The organism is Paenibacillus chibensis (genome assembly GCF_004001045.1).
GTDB classification, from domain to species: domain Bacteria; phylum Bacillota; class Bacilli; order Paenibacillales; family Paenibacillaceae; genus Paenibacillus_AQ; species Paenibacillus_AQ chibensis.
In genome coordinates, this window is record NZ_BIMK01000047.1 from 13,572 (window position 1) to 32,957 (window position 19,386).

The 19,386-nt window shown below is 51.5% G+C and carries 16 protein-coding genes; all 16 read right to left on the reverse strand.

The window, feature by feature from the left end; genetic code table 11:
* Positions 1-12: 12 nt before the first annotated feature.
* The 16 genes from truB to pyrH all read right to left on the reverse strand — a co-directional run bounded on the left by truB (position 13) and on the right by pyrH (position 19,115).
* A complete protein-coding gene (gene truB / locus PCH05_RS25620; RefSeq protein WP_174806308.1) occupies positions 13-930 on the reverse strand; it encodes a tRNA pseudouridine(55) synthase TruB in 918 nt (305 codons plus the stop codon).
* Complete coding sequence (locus PCH05_RS25625) at positions 927-1,904, reverse strand: DHH family phosphoesterase (RefSeq protein WP_127607309.1); 978 nt, start codon at positions 1,902-1,904, stop codon at positions 927-929. Before PCH05_RS25625 ends, truB begins: the two co-directional genes overlap by 4 nt.
* A 113-nt stretch (positions 1,905-2,017) precedes the next feature.
* Positions 2,018-2,371, reverse strand: a complete 354-nt coding sequence (gene rbfA, locus PCH05_RS25630; protein WP_127607311.1) for a 30S ribosome-binding factor RbfA — start codon at positions 2,369-2,371, stop codon at positions 2,018-2,020.
* Positions 2,372-2,389: 18 nt separating this feature from the next.
* Positions 2,390-5,023 (reverse strand): translation initiation factor IF-2, encoded by a 2,634-nt coding sequence (gene infB, locus PCH05_RS25635; protein WP_127607313.1) that lies wholly within the window; start codon positions 5,021-5,023, stop codon positions 2,390-2,392.
* Positions 5,016-5,339 (reverse strand): YlxQ family RNA-binding protein, encoded by a 324-nt coding sequence (locus PCH05_RS25640; RefSeq protein WP_127607335.1) that lies wholly within the window; start codon positions 5,337-5,339, stop codon positions 5,016-5,018. The genes infB and PCH05_RS25640 overlap by 8 nt, the downstream gene beginning before the upstream one ends.
* The gene (gene rnpM, locus PCH05_RS25645; protein ID WP_127607315.1) at positions 5,332-5,640 is read right to left on the reverse strand and encodes an RNase P modulator RnpM; all 309 of its coding nucleotides are present in this window, start codon (positions 5,638-5,640) and stop codon (positions 5,332-5,334) included. The genes PCH05_RS25640 and rnpM overlap by 8 nt, the downstream gene beginning before the upstream one ends.
* Positions 5,641-5,668: 28 nt before the next feature.
* A complete protein-coding gene (nusA, locus tag PCH05_RS25650; RefSeq protein ID WP_127607317.1) occupies positions 5,669-6,766 on the reverse strand; it encodes a transcription termination factor NusA in 1,098 nt (365 codons plus the stop codon).
* A gap of 34 nt (positions 6,767-6,800) precedes the next feature.
* Complete coding sequence (rimP, locus tag PCH05_RS25655; protein WP_127607319.1) at positions 6,801-7,262, reverse strand: ribosome maturation factor RimP; 462 nt, start codon at positions 7,260-7,262, stop codon at positions 6,801-6,803.
* A 225-nt stretch (positions 7,263-7,487) separates the two neighbouring features.
* Complete coding sequence (locus PCH05_RS25660) at positions 7,488-11,804, reverse strand: PolC-type DNA polymerase III (protein WP_127607320.1); 4,317 nt, start codon at positions 11,802-11,804, stop codon at positions 7,488-7,490.
* Between the two features lie 130 nt (positions 11,805-11,934).
* Complete coding sequence (proS, locus tag PCH05_RS25665) at positions 11,935-13,383, reverse strand: proline--tRNA ligase (protein WP_127607322.1); 1,449 nt, start codon at positions 13,381-13,383, stop codon at positions 11,935-11,937.
* Positions 13,384-13,444: 61 nt separating this feature from the next.
* On the reverse strand, positions 13,445-14,716 hold the full coding sequence (rseP, locus tag PCH05_RS25670) for an RIP metalloprotease RseP (protein WP_127607337.1): 1,272 nt from the start codon (positions 14,714-14,716) through the stop codon (positions 13,445-13,447).
* Positions 14,717-15,012: 296 nt separating this feature from the next.
* Positions 15,013-16,152: a 1-deoxy-D-xylulose-5-phosphate reductoisomerase gene (locus tag PCH05_RS25675; RefSeq protein ID WP_127607324.1), complete on the reverse strand. Its 1,140-nt coding sequence runs from the start codon at positions 16,150-16,152 to the stop codon at positions 15,013-15,015.
* An 18-nt stretch (positions 16,153-16,170) separates the two neighbouring features.
* On the reverse strand, positions 16,171-16,971 hold the full coding sequence (locus tag PCH05_RS25680; protein ID WP_127607326.1) for a phosphatidate cytidylyltransferase: 801 nt from the start codon (positions 16,969-16,971) through the stop codon (positions 16,171-16,173).
* A 21-nt stretch (positions 16,972-16,992) separates the two neighbouring features.
* Positions 16,993-17,760 carry an undecaprenyl pyrophosphate synthase gene (gene uppS / locus PCH05_RS25685; RefSeq protein WP_127607328.1) on the reverse strand — a complete coding sequence of 256 codons (768 nt, stop codon included), beginning with the start codon at positions 17,758-17,760 and terminating at the stop codon, positions 16,993-16,995.
* A gap of 72 nt (positions 17,761-17,832) precedes the next feature.
* A complete protein-coding gene (gene frr, locus PCH05_RS25690) occupies positions 17,833-18,387 on the reverse strand; it encodes a ribosome recycling factor (protein WP_127607330.1) in 555 nt (184 codons plus the stop codon).
* Positions 18,387-19,115: a UMP kinase gene (gene pyrH / locus PCH05_RS25695; protein ID WP_127607333.1), complete on the reverse strand. Its 729-nt coding sequence runs from the start codon at positions 19,113-19,115 to the stop codon at positions 18,387-18,389. Before pyrH ends, frr begins: the two co-directional genes overlap by 1 nt.
* Between the last annotated feature and the right edge of the window lie 271 nt (positions 19,116-19,386).

Genomic DNA, 19,386 nt, shown 5'->3' on the forward strand with positions numbered 1-19,386 from the left:
TATCCAATCATATCACGTCTCCGGTAAAAACACTTTAACCGGAGCGATCGCGCCTGTTTCTTCCTGCTTTTCAAAGATCCCCAGGAACAAGCCAGCGCTATTATAAAGGCGAATGCAGCCCGGAGTATGAACTTCGGGTGCAACCGCACGGCTTGAAAGCCTTTGTCCCTGCACTGCAGCTGCGGCTTTCTCCTCTGAAACGGTATGGGCCGGCAAGTGACGGATCGCATGATCAACCGGTATGAGATGCTTCTGCAGCTCTCCGGCTTGCATCAGCTGCTCGATCTGCTCCAATGTCAGGCAGTCTTGGGCTGTTATGCCAGCCGACATCGTTCTGGTCAGCTTCACCATCGTCGACGGCAGTCCCAAGGCCCGTCCGATATCCACGCACAGCGTCCGGATATACGTCCCTTTGGAGCAAAGCGCACGGAAGGATACATCCAGGAACGGGCCGCTGCTTTCCATGGCTTTCATCTCGATCTCATAGATTGTCACTTCGCGGCTTTTACGCTCAACGGTCTTGCCTTCGCGTGCCAGCTCGTATAAGCGCTTGCCGTCCACCTTGACCGCAGAATACATGGGTGGTACCTGTGAAATGAGGCCCTGAAAAGAATTCAAAACCTGTTCAACCTCTTCAGCCGTCACGTTCACCTGGTCAACCTGCTGAATGATTTGACCCGTCAAATCTTCCGTATCCGTTGCCAAGCCAAGACGCAGCGTTGCTTCGTATTCCTTCGGAAGCTCCTGCATGTACTCGACAACTCTCGTCGCTCTGCCTAGACAAAGCGGCAGGACTCCGGTTACTTCCGGATCCAGCGTGCCTGTATGCCCGATCCGTTTCATTTTCAAAATCCGGCGCGTTCTGGCTACGACGTCATGAGAAGTCATACCTGCCGGCTTATCGACGGCCAAAACCCCTTCAAGATTCATAATTGTGATTTCACCCGCTCTACGACCTGCTGAATAATGGATTCCAGGGAGCCCTCGACGCGGCAGCCTGCGGCACGCACATGCCCGCCGCCGCCAAAGCTTTGCGCAAGAGCCGCCACATCGACTTTCCCTGCCGAACGAAGACTAACCTTCACCGCATTGTCATTTATGACTTTAAATAAAATGCCGACTTCGACGCCGTGAATGTTCCGGGGATAGTTGACGATCCCTTCGAGATCCTCGTTGACCGCTCCCGTCTCCGCCATATGCTCCGGTGTGACGTAAACCCAGCAAACTTTCCCGTCCGGAGTCATCTCCAGCGTATTCAGCGCCTTAACGAGCACCTTCATTTGCGGGAAACTCATCGACTCCAGCAGATTTTCGGATAATTCCGGGCCGTTTACGCCATGTCCCAGCAGCTCCGAAGCAATTTGCATCACTTTGGGAGATGTGTTCGAATAGCGAAATCCACCGGTATCGGTCAACAGGCCTGTATAAATCGCAGTTGCGATAGCCGTAGTCCATTTGAATCCAAAGCTTTGGATCAAATCGTACAGAATTTCGGCGGTTGCGGCGGCTTCCGGCCGAATGAGCGTCGAACTGCCATACCCGTTGTTCGTAGGGTGATGGTCGATGTTCAACAGCAGCGCATCCTCTTCGAAATACTGTGCGGTCAGACCCACTCGCCCAAAATCGGCGCAATCCACGCAAATCACATGCTTGAAGGTACGGTTCAGCGGCTGCTGCTCCATGTTCACAATTTGATCGGATAATAGCAAAAAGCGCATCCGCTCCGGTATGGGCCCTTCATTAATCAGAGTGAATTTTTTGCCCAGACATGAGAGAAGCCAGCCCACTGCTACGGTGGAACTGACTGCGTCTCCATCTGGCTGAATATGCGACACTACTAGATAATCATCATGCTTTAGCAGAAACTGCTTCGCCTGCTCAAGCGACTGTTCATAGGTCTGCATTGCCTTCTCCTTTAAAACCGTATTTACATAAATTGAACTAAAGAAAGAGGAATCCTTCTCCTGCATCATCGCGATTTTCAGGAGAAGCAAGCTAAATCTTTAGTTCATTTAAGTTAGTTCGATTCGTTTTTGCCGATCTCGCCCAAAAGCTTTTCGATGTGGCTGCCGTAAGCAATCGACTCATCGAATTTAAAAATCAGCTCGGGCGTGTGGCGAAGACGAATCCGCTTGCCGAGCTCGGAACGGAGAAAGCCATTTGCTTTCTCCAAAGCCTTTAGAGAGTTCGCTTTTTGTTCCTCGTCACCCAGCACGCTGAGATAAATTTTGGCTTGGGATAAATCATTCGTTACGTCCACGCCGGTTACGGTTAAGAAGCCGATGCGCGGGTCTTTCAGTTCGGTTTGGATGAGTTGGCTCAGTTCCTTCTTGATCTGCTCGCCAACGCGTCCAACGCGTATTTTAGCCATTCTTGTTCACCTCTTTACCTACTTGCGCTCGACGGTCTCCATGACAAATGCCTCGATGACGTCGCCTTCCTTAAGGTCATTATAACCCTGCAGGGTAATACCGCATTCATAGCCTTGGGCAACTTCTTTGGCATCATCCTTAAAGCGCTTGAGCGTGTCAATTTTGCCTTCATGAACGACGATGCCTTCACGGATCAGGCGAGCTTCAGCATTACGCGAAATTTTGCCCTGTGTGACCATACATCCGGCAATGGTGCCCACTTTACTGATTTTGAACAGGTTGCGGACTTCGGCATGACCGATGACCACTTCTTTGTATTCAGGATCCAGCATGCCTTTCATGGCCTGCTCGATTTCTTCGATAACATTGTAGATGACGCGATGCAGACGAATATCCACTTTCTCCTGCTCAGCCGTTGCTCCAGCTTGCGGATCAGGACGGACGTTAAAGCCGATCACGATCGCATTCGATGCAGCCGCCAGAATGATATCCGATTCCGTAATGGCACCGGCACCGCTGTGGATGATCTTGACGCGAACGCCTTCCACTTCAATTTTGGCCAAAGAGCCTTTCAGTGCTTCGACCGAACCTTGAACGTCACCTTTAATGATAACATTCAGATCTTTGATCTCGCCGTCTTTGATATGTTGGAACAAATCATCCAGCGTGACGCGCACATTGCTTCCGAGATCCGATTGACGCTGAGTGATGGAGCGTTTATCGGCAATCGAGCGGGCTTTGCGCTCGTCCTCGAATACCATGAACGGATCGCCGGCTTGCGGAACCTCTGTCAGACCGGTGATTTCCACCGGCGTGGAAGGCCCGGCTTCTTTCAGACGGCGGCCTTTATCATTCACCATCGCACGAACACGTCCAAAGCAATTACCCGCTACGAATGCGTCGCCGACTTTAAGGGTACCATGCTGCACCAGAATCCGTGCAACTGGACCGCGGCCTTTATCAAGCTCAGCCTCGATGACAGCGCCGCGAGCGCGTTTGTCCGGGTTGGCTTTGTAGTCGTTAACCTCAGATACGAGTAGGATCATTTCCAGCAGGTCCTCAAGTCCCATTTTCTGTTTCGCCGAAACGTTAACGAAAATGGTGTCCCCGCCCCACTCTTCCGGTACCAGGCCGTATTCGGTAAGCTCTTGCTTAACTTTATCCGGATTGGCGTCCGGCTTATCGATTTTGTTCACCGCTACGATAATCGGCAATTCAGCCGCTTTCGCATGGTTTACGGCTTCCACCGTTTGCGGCATGACACCGTCGTCGGCCGCAACCACGATAATCGTGATATCTGTAATCTGGGCACCGCGTGCACGCATGGCCGTAAAGGCTTCGTGGCCCGGTGTATCCAGGAACGTAATTTTCTTGTTGTTGATTTCTACCTGATAGGCACCGATATGCTGCGTGATGCCGCCTGCTTCGCCGCCGGTTACGTTCGTGGAACGAATGGCATCCAGCAGGGTCGTTTTACCATGGTCAACGTGACCCATAATCGTGACAACAGGCGGACGAGCCTTCAAGTCAGCCGGATCGTCATTCTCTTCCGTCGTTTCGAAACGGTCGTCTTCCACAACGATTTTCACTTCAACCTCAACACCGAACTCTCCGGCAAGCAGGAGAATCGTATCAATGTCAAGCTCTTGGTTGATGGTTGCCATAACGCCCATCAGAATCAGCTTCTTGATAACTTCGGAAGCGTCTTTATGAAGCAGCTTCGCCGTTTCGCCAACGGTCATATTGCCGCGGACGATGATCTTCTTCGGCGTATTGTCGATTTTTTCGCGAGGAGGCTGGTTTTGCTGTCTGCCGCGGTTATTCTTCCCGCCGCGATTGTTGCGGTTAAACGAGTTGGACTTGCCGTTGCCGTCCTCAAAACGCTTGTTGCCTCCGCCTTTGCTGCGGTTCTGGTTTTGTCCCGGAGCACGACCGCCGCGATTATCGGTTGTTCTCGAGAAATTATCGCTCGATCCGCCTTCCGGACGCGTTCCGCTCTGTTGCGGACGGCCGCCGGATTGCGGCGGACGACCTTGGCTGCTGCTCGGACGCTGCCCTCCGGATTGCTGACCTCCCTGACCACGGTTCGCTCCGGCAGAAGAAGATCCCTGCGGACGTCCCCCTTGGGAAGAGCCTTGGTTGCGATTGCCCGAGTTCGAGCCCGCGCTTTGGCTGCGGTTGCCTGTTCCGTTATGCTGTCCTTGCGGTCTTCCGCCGGAATTTCCGCCTTGGGAAGAGCTGTGACTTCTACGGGTATCCTGCCCGCCTTGGGTTCTTTGGGAACCATTGGTTGTTGTGGTTTGATTTGATTTATTATTCATACTTACCTGCTTTTCCTGTTGTTTTTGGGGTTGGCTTTGGCCTTGCGGCCGGTTGCCCTGATTTCGATCTGCCCGGTTGTCATTTTTTATAGAAGACGTATTTGCTGTCGTTTGAATTTCCCCGCTTTCTCTTTTCGCAGCGGCATTCGATTTTATATCTCGAAAAAATTGTTCCACTTTTGAGACCGAATCATTCTCCATCACGCTCATATGATTGTTCACGGGAACATTCAGCCTCTTCAAAATGGTAATAATTTCTTTGCTGCTCATATTTAATGATTTGGCATATTCGTACACACGCAGTTTATCTTTACTGTCTTGTTTACTCAATATACTCCACCTCCGACATTATCTCCAAGCTTTTGGAGATCATTTCTGCGAATCCTTGATCCGTAATTGCGAGCACAACCCTTTCGGGTTTACCTATGCTTGTGCCCAGACTTTCGCGGTCAAATCCGATCACCAGAGGGATGTTGTACGTTCCGCATTTGTCGCGGAACTTTTTCTGTGTATTTGCTGAGGCGTCACCCGCAAGTATGACTAGCTTTGCTTCAGAAGACCGTATTGCCTTTAGCACAATTTCGTCACCGGTCTGAATCTTTCCCGCCCGCATGGCAAGACCCAAGCGAGAGAAGAACTTATTCATCATTCGATCTTTCCTTCACTGACAGGAATTCATCCTCCACCGAAATAAAATCCTCGGCGAGCTGTTCATAGATTTCCGGTTTCACATGATGCTTGAGGGCACGATCCAGTGACTTGTTCTTTTGCGCCAGCTTAAAGCATGATACTTTCCCGCACAGATAAGCTCCGCGTCCAGACTTCTTGCCAGTCAGGTCAATCAACACTTCGTCTTCCGGCGTTTTCACAATGCGGATCAGTTCTTTCTTCGGCATCATTTCCTGGCATGCTACGCATTTGCGCAGCGGTACCTTTCTTTGCTTCATCTTGGCCTGACCCCCGCTTCCTGTAATATTAATCGACGGAGACGGAATCCTGATGCATTTCAGTCGAGGATGTCTTCGGTCTGCCGAATTCCTGCTCCGCCTGGCTTTCGCTCTTGATGTCGATCTTCCAGCCGGTCAGCTTGGCCGCGAGACGGGCGTTCTGACCTTTGATACCGATAGCCAGAGACAGCTGGTAGTCAGGTACGATGACGCGTGCCATTTTTTCTTCTTCAAACACGATCACTTCCAGAACCTTGGACGGGCTCAGGGCGTTTGCCACATATTCCTCCACGAGTTCCGAGTAGCGAACAATATCGATTTTTTCTCCGCGCAGCTCATTGACAATGGTCTGCACACGAAGGCCTTTCGGGCCGACGCAGGATCCTACAGGATCCACTTCCGGGTTGCGGGAGTAGACCGCAATTTTGGAACGGAAGCCTGCTTCGCGCGCCACCGAGCGAATTTCCACGACACCGTCAAAAATTTCAGGCACTTCGAGCTCAAACAGACGCTTTAAGAGGCCCGGATGTGTACGGGACAACATGATTTGCGGTCCCTTCGTGGTGTTCTCTACCTTGGTAATGTACCCTTTGATGCGATCGCCGTGTTTGAACTTTTCGTTAGGCATCAGCTCGCTAAGCGGCAGTACGGCTTCGACTTTACCCAAATCGACATAAAAATTGCGAAGATCCTGGCGCTGAACGGTTCCGGTAACGATATCTTCCTCTTTATCCACGAAAGCGTTGTAGATCAGGCCGCGCTCCGCTTCACGGATACGCTGTGTAACGACCTGCTTCGCTGTTTGGGCGGCAATGCGTCCGAAATCTCGCGGTGTGACTTCAATTTCGGCGATATCCTCCAGTTGAAAATGGGGATTTATTTCCCTTGAGGCAGGCAGTGAAATTTCGGTGCGCGGATCCAGCACCTCTTCCACAACCAGCTTGCGGGCATACACTTTAATAACCCCCGTATTGCGGTTCATATCGACACGCACGTTTTGTGCCGTGTTAAAATTACGTTTGTAACTGGAAATCAGCGCGGCTTCGATCGCCTCGAACAAGATGTCCTTACTGATTCCCTTCTCTCTTTCCAACTCATTCATCGCTTCAATAAAATCCATACTCATTGGAAATCAGTTCCCCCTTTCTTTAATTTGCCTTTTAAAAAATAATGGCCAGTCTGGCACTGGCGACTTTCGCATACGGAATGGCATACTGCTTTTTGCCCATGGAAATCACGAGCTCCTCGTTGTCAAACGACAGCAGCCGGCCTTCGAATTCCTTCTGACCGTCAACCGCCTCGTATACGGTAACAAAAACATCTTTGCCTACTGCTTTGGCCACGTCTTCGCTTTTCTTCAGCGGACGCTCGGCGCCAGGGGAAGAAACCTCCAGAAAATAGGCTGTTGGAATGGGATCATTCTCATCCAGCTTCTGGCTGAGGTATTCGCTGACCATGCCGCAGTCATCAATGTCGATGCCGCCCTCCTTGTCAACATAAACACGCAGGAAGTAATTGCTTCCTTCCTTGACGTATTCCACGTCCACAAGTTCAAAATTATGCTCATCCAAAAAAGGCTGGACCATTTCTTCTACAGTTTCCTTGATCTTCGGTGTGCTCAAAGATTATTACCTCCAAGACTTTCAATATCCTATATACCAAAGAGTAAAGAGTGGGTCGCCCCACTCTTTAAACAACGGTTTTATCTCCATGATTGCCAAAAAAATTATAACATAGTCTGGCAACACTGACAAGTATCTCTCCTTGACTACCCTCAGTCCCAGCAAGGGATGCGCGCTTTTCGCGACCGGTCAAACCGCTGAAAAAAACCTTTTTCCCCCAAGGGATTAGAACAAGGAAAGCTGATTGCTTTCGGGCAATCCCCGGAAGCAGCCCATCTGCGTCAGCAGCTCGATGATGGACTTACTTGCCTTGGACTTCTGCTGGAAGTCCTCGATGGACAGGTACTCGCCTTGTTCCCTTGCCGCGGCAATATTGCGGGCCGCGTTTTCACCGATCCCCTGCATGGCGGAGAACGGAGGAATCAACGCATCGCCGTCCACGATAAACCGTGTCGCTTCCGAACGGTACAGATCGAGGTTCTTGAAGCTGAAGCCCCGCGCCGTCATTTCGAGCGCCATTTCCAATACCGGCAGCATGCTTTTCTCCTTGGTTGTCGCCTGGAAGCCTTTTTGCTCGATCTCGCTAATCTGCCGGTTGATGGCGTCATAGCCTTGGCAGCAGAGTTCGATGTCAAAATCCTCGGCCCGGACCGAGAAATACGTCGCGTAATAATGAATCGGATAATACAATTTGAAGTATGCCGTACGGACCGCTGAAATAACATATGCGGCGGCGTGAGCTTTCGGGAACATGTACTGGATTTTCAAGCAGGAGTCAATGTACCATTGCGGCACCTTGCACCGCTTCATTTCTTCAATCCATTCCGGCGTTAGCCCCTTACCTTTACGCACACTCTCGGTAATTTTAAAGGCCAGGCTCGCATCCATACCCGCTTTATAAATCAGGAAGAGCATAATATCGTCACGGCAGCCGATTACGGTTTTGATGTTGCATGTGCCGTTCTTGATCAATTCCTGCGCATTGCCGAGCCATACGCCCGTTCCGTGGGAGAGTCCCGAAATTTGCAGCAAATCGGCAAACGATGACGGTTTAGATTCGATCAGCATCTGGCGTACAAACTTGGTTCCCATTTCGGGCACGCCATAGGTTGCGACGGGCGTCCGTATTTGCTCTGGCGTTACGCCGAGCGCCTCCGTCGAGTTGAACATGCTCATGACCTTCGGATCGTTCATCGGGATCGTCGTCGGATCGACGCCCGTCAGATCCTGAAGCATCCGCATCATTGTCGGATCGTCGTGTCCAAGAATATCGAGCTTAAGCAGATTCGCGTCGAAGGCGTGGTAATCGAAGTGCGTCGTCTTCCATTCCGCGCTCGTATCGTCCGCCGGAAACTGGACGGGAGTGATATCCTCCACTTCCATGTAATCCGGAACGACTACGATACCGCCCGGATGCTGGCCGGTACTGCGTTTCACGCCCGTGCAGCCAGCGGCAAGACGGCTAAGCTCTGCTCCGCGCCATTTCTGATGATGGTCTTCCTCGTATTTTTTCGTATAACCAAACGCAGTTTTTTCTGCGACCGTTCCGATGGTACCTGCCCGGAATACGCACTTCTCGCCGAAGATTTCCTTGGTGTAGTTATGCGCATGCGGCTGATATTCGCCGGAAAAGTTAAGATCGATATCGGGAACCTTATCCCCTTTAAAGCCTAGGAAGGTTTCAAACGGAATGTCCTGGCCTTCGCCCTTCAGGTTATTTCCGCAATGCGGACAGGTCTTGTCCGGAAGGTCGAATCCGCTCGGGACACTGCCATCCAGAAACCATTCGCTATACTTGCACGCCTCATTCAAACATATATAATGCGCCGGCAATGGATTAACCTCGGAGATGCCAAGGAAGGTCGCAACGACGGATGATCCGACGGAACCCCGCGAGCCTACCAGGTACCCGTCCCGGTTCGACTTTTTAACCAGGCGCTCTGATATCAGATAGTTGGCAGAGAAGCCATATTTGATAATCGGCTCCAGCTCTTTTTCCAAACGCGCGACCACGACCTCCGGAAGCTCCTCCCCGTAAATCGACCTTGCGGTTGCATAGCAGGTATTGCGGATTTCTTCATCCGCCCCTTCGATAATCGGAGTAAAAAGTTTGTCCGGAAACAGCTCCAGCTCCTCGAAGCGGTCTGCCAGCTCATTGGTATTTTTCACGACGACTTCCATCGCTTTTTCCTTGCCCAAAAACTCAAACTCTTCCAGCATTTCATCGGTTGTTCGCAGATGCGCATCCGGCTTGCGAATATCCTTCAGCGGGCTGAAGCCGGTGATGCCATGAATCGTAATGTCGCGGAACAGCTTGTCCCGCGGGTCGAGATAGTGCACGTTACCGGTAGCAATGACCGGTTTATTCAGCTTTTCGCCGATGTCGCAGATCGTTTTGATCGCCGCTTTCAGCTCCGTCGGACTTCCGACCAAGCCTTTATCAACCAAGTGCATATACATGGTCAAAGGCTGAATCTCCAGAATATCGTAGAACTCGGCTACTTCCATCGCTTCTTCCAACGTTTTGTTCAGCACGGTTTCGAAAAATTCGCCCTTCTCGCAGCCCGATATAACCAACAGCCCTTCTCGCATCTCAACGAGTTTAGATTTCGGTATGCAAGGCACACGCTTGAAGTATTCCGTATGCGACATGGAAATCAGCTTGAACAGGTTTTTCTTGCCCGTCATGTTAAGTGCATAAATGCCGCAGTGGAACGGACGCGTGTTGGACAGGTCGGTCCCGACATAGTCGTTCAGCCGGTCGAGCATCGTAAGGCCCTTAATCTTTTCGGCGTCAGCCAATAACCCGTTCAATATCCCTGCCAATGCCACCGTATCGTCGATCGCGCGGTGATGGCTTTCCAGCAGCACTTTGTATTTGTCAGCGAGCGTATTCAGGCGGTGATTCTTCATGCTCGGATGGAGCAAGCGGGCAAGCTCAAGGGTGTCCAGTGCCGGATTCTCCATCTGCGGCATGCCGTATTCTTTCAGGGAAGCCTGAATGAAGCCAACGTCGAAACGCGCGTTATGGGCAACCAGAATGCCGTCGCCGGCAAATTTCACAAACTCCTGCAGCACAGGTTCGAGATCGGGAGCGTCCTTGACCATTTCATCCGTAATATTCGTCAGCTGCTGGATGTGGTATGGAATCTTCTCATGCGGATTGACGAATGTGGCATACCGGTCGATTTCCTGGCCCTCCCGCATTTTGACGGCGGCAAGCTCGGTAATTTTGCTGTTCGTGATCGACAGACCGGTGGTCTCGATATCGAATACGATGTATGTCGCCGATTTCAGCTCGATCGGCTGCGGCTGCATCACGACCGGCACGGAGTCGTTCACCACGTTCGCTTCCACGCCGTAAATCATCTTGATGCCGTTTTTCTTCGCCGCTTTGGCCGCATCCGGGTAGCATTGTACGCCGCCGTGATCGGTAATCGCGATCGCTTTATGTCCCCATTTGGCCGCTGTCTTGATGTATTGGTCGACCGGCGTGACCGCATCCATCGTGCTCATGGTTGAATGGAGATGGAACTCTACGCGTTTTTCCGGCGCGTTATCTTTGCGGGAAGGAGGTGCCTGCACTTCCGATAGATCCGAAGGAATCATGACGAGCTCGGGAATTTGCATAAAGCGGTCATATTCAACCCGGCCGCGCGCCTTCACCCATTTGCCGTTAGCGAGCAAGCTCATGATTTTCAAGTCTTCCTTCGTCTTCGCAAACATTTTCATCTGCAGAGAATCGCTGAAATCCGTGAGGTTGAACATGAACAGCGTGCTTCCGTTGCGCAGCTCTTTGCTGTCCAGGCCGAAAATCGTACCTTGAATCGTGATTTTCTTCTCCTCATCCTGGATTTCCTGGATCGGCACGGGCTGCTCTTTGATGTCGTAACCGATCTGCAGCCGCACTTCCTCTCCATCATCCTCCTCGGCGCGCGCTTCCGCTTCCATTGTCGTGATCATCTTTTGGATGACTTCGCGCTCCTCCTGCAGCTTTTTCTGCTCGAATTCCTCATAAGCGTCCCGACTGGCTTCGCCTATCTGAACTTTTACCCGAAGTGGAAGCGAAAAATACTGCTGATAAAAACGCATGATTCCTTGATCTATCTGTTTCTTCCGCGCGAGCTCGAGCGAGGTGTTGTCTGTCATCGTTACCGTCAGGACATCCCCGTCAAGCTCATGAGCGGCTCTTGCCATCCAGCCGTTCACCGAAGGGATCTCCCTGTGAATCCACTCCAAAAACAGGTTCCAATACGTGTTGACGATTTCCTCGGGATCGACGGCAGAACCATATTTGAATATCAAAGAGATTTTGGCGATATGCTGCATTTTCTCTCTAAGCTTCAGACTGAAGCCCCGATACACCTCGGCAGGCACCAAGCTCTCCTTGACAATCGTAATAACCCATTCCTGATTGCTCCGGCTTGTTTCGACCTGCTCGATATAACCGTCCAAAAAATAAGGATCAATTAATGCGGGGGGGATTTCACCCTGCTTGATCAGAAGTTCAAACCGTTTTCTCTTCTCGTCAGACTTGTCCATGCCTTCTTCCCCCTTGCTCAAAACATGAAAAGCTTCTGAATCCAGTCATATATACCGGGTTCGTAGCACACCGGGCCTATTTCTGGCAGAAGCTCCTCATGGTCTATTCCTGAATCGATACTAAGCTATCTTAATAAGCTCTGGCGAAAACAACCGTATGCTTGGCAGGTTGTCCGCAAACGAGGCAGGTGTGTTTTTCTTCCGAAGGTTGGAATGGAATGTTACGGCTAGTTGCTCCGGTTTCTTCCTTCACCTTGCTCTCGCATGCTGCCGAACCGCACCAGCCCGCCAGAGAGAAGCCGCGTTTTTCTTCCATGCTTGCCTTCATTTCTTCCAGCGTGTCCACCGAATAGAAGTTGTCCGTCATAAACTGTTTTGCACGGTTGAACATCTCACGTTGAACTTGGTCCAGCATCGCGTTAACCTCTTCCACGAGGTTAGCTTGCTGCACGACCTTCTTCTCGCCGGTAATGCGCGATACGAGGACGCATACGCCGTTTTCCATGTCTCGCGGTCCGATTTCAAGACGAACCGGCACGCCGCGCATTTCATACTCGTTAAATTTCCACCCTGGACGCACGTCGCTGCGATCGTCGACACGAACGCGGATGCCTGCCTTTTTCAGCTCGGCAAAAAGCTCGTCCGTACGGCCGACCACGGCCTCCCAGGTTTTTGGCGGTCCGATTGGAACCATGATGACCTGTGTCGGAGCCACTTTAGGCGGCAGCGCCAATCCACGGTCATCGCCATGAACCATGATCATCGAGCCGATCAAGCGCGTGCTTGTACCCCAAGAAGTGGTATGCACGTATTCCTGCTTGTTTTCACGGCTCAGGAACTGAATATCAAAAGCGACCGCGAAATTGGTGCCGAGATAGTGGGAAGTTCCCGCCTGTACAGCACGGCCGTCCTTCATCATCGCCTCGATCGAGAACGTATCGACGGCACCCGCAAATTTCTCGGACGGCGTCTTTTGTCCCGTAATGACCGGAATAGCCAAATATTCTTCAACGAAGTCACGGTAAACTTCGAGCATTTTCATCGTTTCTTCGCGCGCTTCCTCTTCGGTCTCATGAGCCGTATGGCCTTCCTGCCACAAAAACTCGCTGGTCCGGAGGAACGGAAGTGTGCGTTTTTCCCATCTCACCACATTCGCCCACTGATTGATCAGCACAGGCAGGTCGCGATAGGACTGGATCCATTTGGCGTACATATGACCGAACATCGTTTCCGAGGTTGGACGGATCGCCAGACGCTCCTCCAGCTTGTCCCCTCCTGCTTCCGTAACCCAAGGCAGCTCCGGATTAAAGCCTTCGACATGCTCCTTTTCCTTCTGGAAGAAGCTTTCCGGAATGAAGAGCGGGAAGTACGCGTTGCGATGCCCCGTTTCTTTGAAGCGGCGGTCCAGTTCTTTTTGAATATGCTCCCAAATTTCATAACCGTCGGGACGGAACACGATACAGCCCCGGACAGGCGAGTAATCCATGAGATCTGCTTTTTTAATCACGTCGATATACCAGCGGGAGAAGTCCTCTCCCTGCGGCGTAATCTCGGTCACAAATTGTTTATCGTTTGACATAAAAATGGATTTCCTCCCAAGAATGTGCTCCCCGCTGGCGGCGAGGAGCTTTCATCATCAATTATCCGTTGATTAATCGTAATATATCATTGTAGGTTACCGCAATCATTAATAAGAAGAGCATCGCGAAGCCCACAAAGTGAACCATGCCTTCCCTGCTCGGATCAATCGGTTTGCCGCGCAGTGCCTCGACGCCCAGGAATACCAGACGGCTTCCGTCCATCGCCGGAATCGGCAGCAAATTGAAAATACCGAGATATAAACTAAGTATCGCAGCCCAATACGTCAGCTGAACGATGCCCTGCTTGGCGATTTGGCCCGTGACTTCAAAAGTCCGCACCGGTCCGCCGATATCGTCCATGTTGAACTGCTTAATCAGCTGGCCGAAGCCCTGGAAAATGATTTTGGTCGTATCCACCATGGCAGTTCCTGCCCCGGTAAAGGTTTCACCAACGCCTGCCTTCCGGGTCGGAAGCTGTGGCGTGATTCCCACTTTGCCGCCTTCTTGCCCTTCCATGGCGCGCGGCGTCAAGGTTACGTTGAACACTTCATCTCCGCGGCGGATTGTCCACTTCATCGGCTTGCCTAAAGATTTCGAAGTCAAGTCGATCATCTTCTGGTAATCCGCGCCAATCTTCACGCCGTCGATCGTGTCGACAATGTCGCCTTTTTTCAGATTGGCTTCCGAAGCGGGCATGCCTTTGGAAACTTCACCAATCTGCACATAGGTCGGGTTCTCTAACGGGATTCCCGCCATTTGCAGATGAACACCGAACAGAATAAACGCCAAAATAAAATTCATCAACGGTCCAGCAAAGATCGACATCGCCCGCTGTCCCACCGTTTTGCTGGCGAACTGGCGATCCCGCGGCGCGATTTGCGTCTCCTGGGATTTGGCCACCAACATCGCCTGCGGATGGATCGGATACTGCTGGATTTCGCCGTCCACATCCAAACGGATTTTCAGGCTGTCCGTCAGATCGATGAACTCCACTTCGCCGCGGATCACGTTCTTGCGGTTGTCCAGCTGATCCAGGTAAACCTTCTTCACTTCGCCGTCTTTCACTCTGATGGCAACCGTCTGTCCCGGATGGATCTCCACAAGCTCGGGATCCTCGCCGGCCATGCGTGCATAGCCGCCAAACGGCAGCAGGCGAAGCGTAAATTGGGTTTCCCCGCGTTTATAAGAAAACAGTTTCGGACCGAAACCGATCGCAAACTCCCGAACCAATATGCCGGCGCGTTTGGCGAAATAATAATGTCCCCACTCATGTACGGTCACGATGACGAAAAACATGAGCACCGTTAAAAAAACTACCTGCACCATTTCCAATTCGTCGCATCCCCCTTTATTGTCTGAGACCGAAGCTTTATAATCCACGAATACGATCATAGATCGATTCCTCACGAATACGATCATAGATCGATTCCTATAGAATGAATTATTGTCCGTCTGGAGCGGTTTAAGTCCCGCTATTCCTGCGGCTTTCCGCCGTCAGGCTCGTCTCTCGATTCAGTCTATATAGATTATCATTATTCTCCAGCCCCGCACAAGAGAATCACTTTTGGGTCATTTTTTAGATAAGGGAGAAGAGTGGGTCACTGCGGAAAAGGTTCGCATGCCAGCCTTTACAGCTTGGCTGCGGTCTCCCGGGTGCGCTTGTCGCACGCTTCGATCTCCGCAAGTTCAGGTTCAGATATGTTGTGATGCTGATCAAGCACTCTTTCGATAATATCCTCAATTTGCAAAAATGAAATCTCCCTGCGCAAAAACCGCGCAACCGCCACCTCGTTCGCAGCATTAAATGCAGTGGTGGCTGTACCACCCATTTTACCACAATCATAGGCAAGTCTTAAACAAGGGAAGCGTTCAAAGTCCATTTCGCGAAAATTGAGCCTGCCCACTTCGGCCAGCGAAAGGCGCTGCGAAGGGGATTCCCACCGCTCCGGATACGTGAGCGCATACTGAATCGGCACTCGCATGTCCGGGTTGCCCAATTGGGCAATGATGCTAGTATCCTTGAATTCCACAAACGAATGGATGATGCTCTCCGGGTGCTGGAGCACGTTGATCTGCTCGTAAGGCAGCCCAAACAGCCAGTGAGCCTCGATGACTTCCAGGCCCTTGTTCACCATCGTCGCCGAATCGATCGTAATTTTGGCTCCCATCGACCAGTTCGGATGCTTCAGCGCATCTTCCACGGTTACATGCTTCAATTCCTCGCGGGTCCGGTCGCGGAAAGAGCCACCGGATGCCGTCAGCGTGATGCCGGCCAGATCCTTGCGGCTCTCGCCGTTCAAGCATTGAAAAATCGCTGAATGCTCGCTGTCGATCGGCAGCAGCTTAACGCCTTTTTTCGCCGCTAACGCCGTTACCAGATGACCGGCCGTGACGAGCGTTTCCTTATTGGCAAGCCCGATTGTTTTACCGGCCTCAATCGCAGCCAGCGTGGACGGAAGTCCAAGGCTCCCCATCACCGCGGTGACAACCATCTCGGCGTCCGTCCCTGCAGCGACTTCGATCAATCCTTGATCTCCGTAAAACACCTCGGTTCCTTCCGGAACCTCCGTCTTGATCTGTTCAGCCAGTTCACGGCTTCCTACCGAAACTTTGCGTGGTTTGAACTGCCGAACCTGATCAAGAAGCAGGGCTGTATTCGTTCCTGCCGCAAGACCGTCGATTTGAAAATGGTCAGAATGCTTCGCCACCACATCCAGTGTCTGTGTCCCGATCGAGCCCGTGGAACCGAGCACGCTAATCTTCTTCATAACGAACCTTCTCTCGTTTTAATAAGGCATCAGCATCATAATATGTACAAACGGAAAGACGATGATCCAGCTGTCGCAGCGGTCCAGAATGCCTCCGTGACCCGGCAGCAAATTACCGGAATCCTTGATGCCGTATACGCGTTTGTATGCAGATTGAACCAAATCTCCGAGTTGTCCGGCAACGGCGCAGGCCAGTCCGATGGCTAAAGCCCGTCCGAACGAAAGAATTCCTCCCGACAAAAGGGAGAATACGGCGGCCGCGATCATCGAAATAACGACGCCACCAAGCGCGCCTTCAATAGTCTTATTCGGGCTGATTGCTGGCCACAGCTTGGTTTTGCCGATCCATTTTCCTACAAAATACGCTCCGGCATCGCTGGCCCAAATCGACACAAGCAGCAGGAACGTCCAGAACAAGCCATGACCGTCAGGCGCATTGCGCGAGCTGGCGATATAGGAAAAGCCAACGCCGACGTAGACGGCCCCCACAAACAGGAGCGCAGCCTGCTGAATACCGATCTTGTTCTTCGTGACGACCGTTACCAGCAGGAACAGGAACATGAGCAGCCAGATGGCATGGTCCCAGGAAAGCGGAAAGTCGATGTTCAGCAGCTTCCAGGGAAACATAAACATCAAAACGCCCAGGTACCCGAGTATTGCCGTGCCGCCAAACGGAGAAATCTTCGTCATGCGGACGAATTCATAGTACCCGATCATCGCCATGGCTAGGACAATGAGATGGTAGGGAAGTTTCCCAAGCAGGCAAAATCCCAAAAAAACAACTCCAGCTATTATTCCGGTTATGAGTCGTTGTTTCAAACGGTTCTCTCCTCCATCAGGCTAGGTCAGGCCACCGTATCTCCGCGTCCTGCGCTGGTATTCGGCGACCGCTTCATATAATGATTGTTCATTGAAATCAGGCCAGTAAATATCCGTAAACCACATCTCGCTGTAGGCCATTTGCCACAGCATAAAATTGCTGATCCGCATCTCACCGCTGGTACGTATGATCAAATCCGGATCCGGAAGGTCTTTGGAAAACATCTGTCCGTCTATCATTTCAGGCGTAATGTCCTCCGGGTCTAAAGCGCCCGACTTGATTTTCTTTCCCAATTCGCGCATACATTCCGTAATTTCCTTACGGCTGCCGTAATTAAGCGCAAAATTAAGCACCAAGCCCGTGTTGCCTTGCGTGCGGCGGACGGCTTCTTCCATCGCGTTGACCGTGTGCGCCGGCAGACCTTCACGGTCACCCATCATCCGGACCTGCACATTTTTCTCGATCAGCTCTTCCAGCTCCAGAGCCAGAAATTCCTGCGGCAGACGCATCAGAAAATCGACTTCGTCCTTGGGACGCTTCCAGTTTTCCGTCGAAAAGGCATACAGCGTCAAATACTTGATTCCCAGCTTATCTGCGGCGATCGAAGTCCGTTTTACGGCCTTCATTCCATTTTGATGCCCGATAAAGCGCGGCAGTCCATGGCTTTTCGCCCAGCGGCCGTTACCGTCCATAATAATGGCGACATGCTCAGGAACATTGTCCATGGATTGCTCTGGCGGCTGTACCTTGTCTTTTCGTGTCCACCACGATCGAACTCGTTTGATCATTCTAGTTCCTCCATGCGGGTTTCTGCAAAAAAAGACACAAACCCCACCATAATAGGAGGGGCCGCAAGTCTCTTATACTTCCATGATCTCTTTTTCTTTAGCTACGAGCACTTTGTCGACTTCCGCAATGAATTTGTCCGTCGTTTTTTGGATGTCGTCCTGGTGACGGCGGGATTCATCTTCAGATATATCGGTTTTTTCCATTTTTTTGATGTCATCATTAGCGTCGCGGCGGATATTGCGAATGGCTACTTTAGCTTCTTCGCCGAACTTCTTGGTCATTTTCACGAGCTCGGTACGGCGCTCCTCGGTAAGCGGAGGAATCACCAGACGAATCGTGTTGCCGTCGTTGGCAGGCGTTAGGCCGAGATCGGATTTCATGATCGCTCTTTCGATATCGGACAAGGACGATTTATCCCATGGCTGAATCATCAATGTGCGGGTATCCGGCGTGTTGATGTTCGCCAGCTGGTTCAGCGGCGTCATCGCTCCGTAATATTCAACTTGAATCCGGTCCAGAAGGGCCGGCGTCGCACGGCCTGCGCGCAATGTTGCAAGATCTCTTTTCAAAGCGCCAATCGCTTTCTCCATGCGCTCTTCCGCGTGTTTTTTCACCGTTTGAGGCATTAGTCTACACTCCCTTTAACGATCGTTCCGATTTTTTCCCCCTGAACGACCCGTTTGATGTTTCCTTGCTCAGTAATCGCAAATACGATAAGCGGAATATTGTTGTCCATGCACAGAGAAGATGCTGTGGAGTCCATTACACCCAGGTTTTTATTCAGTACGTCCAGATAAGTCAGCTGCTCGTACTTTTCAGCCGTGCTGTCTTTGAAAGGATCAGCGGAATAAACGCCGTCCACTTTGTTCTTGGCCATCAGAATGACCTCGGCTTCAATCTCAGCCGCACGCAGCGCCGCTGTCGTATCCGTCGAGAAGAACGGGTTGCCGGTACCTGCCGCAAATATGACAACACGGCCTTTTTCCAGGTGCCGGATGGCTCTGCGGCGAATATAAGGCTCTGCGATCTGCTGCATCGCAATCGAGGTTTGCACGCGCGTAGGCACTTCGATCTGTTCCAGGGCATCCTGGAGTGCCAGTGAGTTCATAACCGTGGCCAGCATCCCCATGTAATCGGCCGTTGCCCGGTCGATCCCGCTCGAGCTGCCCGCAATGCCTCTCCAAATGTTGCCGCCGCCGCATACAATTGCGACTTGAACGCCAAGTTCCACAACTTCCTTCACTTGCTCAGCAATGGATGCAATCGTTGCCGCATCGATGCCGTATCCGTTTTGGCCCGCGAGCGATTCGCCGCTAACCTTCAAGACAACACGTTTAAAAATAGGCTCTTTCAAATGTTTACCCTCCACTTTAAGACAGCACCTGTCTGGTGCCAGTTTTAGAAACCGTCTTTGCTTACTGCTCTGCCCAGGGCGGAGCATACCAGAACTGATGTCATTCACATTCTCAAAAGAAAAACGTCTGTCCCATACTGCTTGTTATCAGACAGACCGCGTCCAGCAGTAGTTTTTCTTGCGATATAAGAATTTTCTTATCGATGTAATGCAAAGTCGACAGACCGCGTTTAGCGGTAAAAATCCTTGCGATATAAGGAAGCAACTCTAC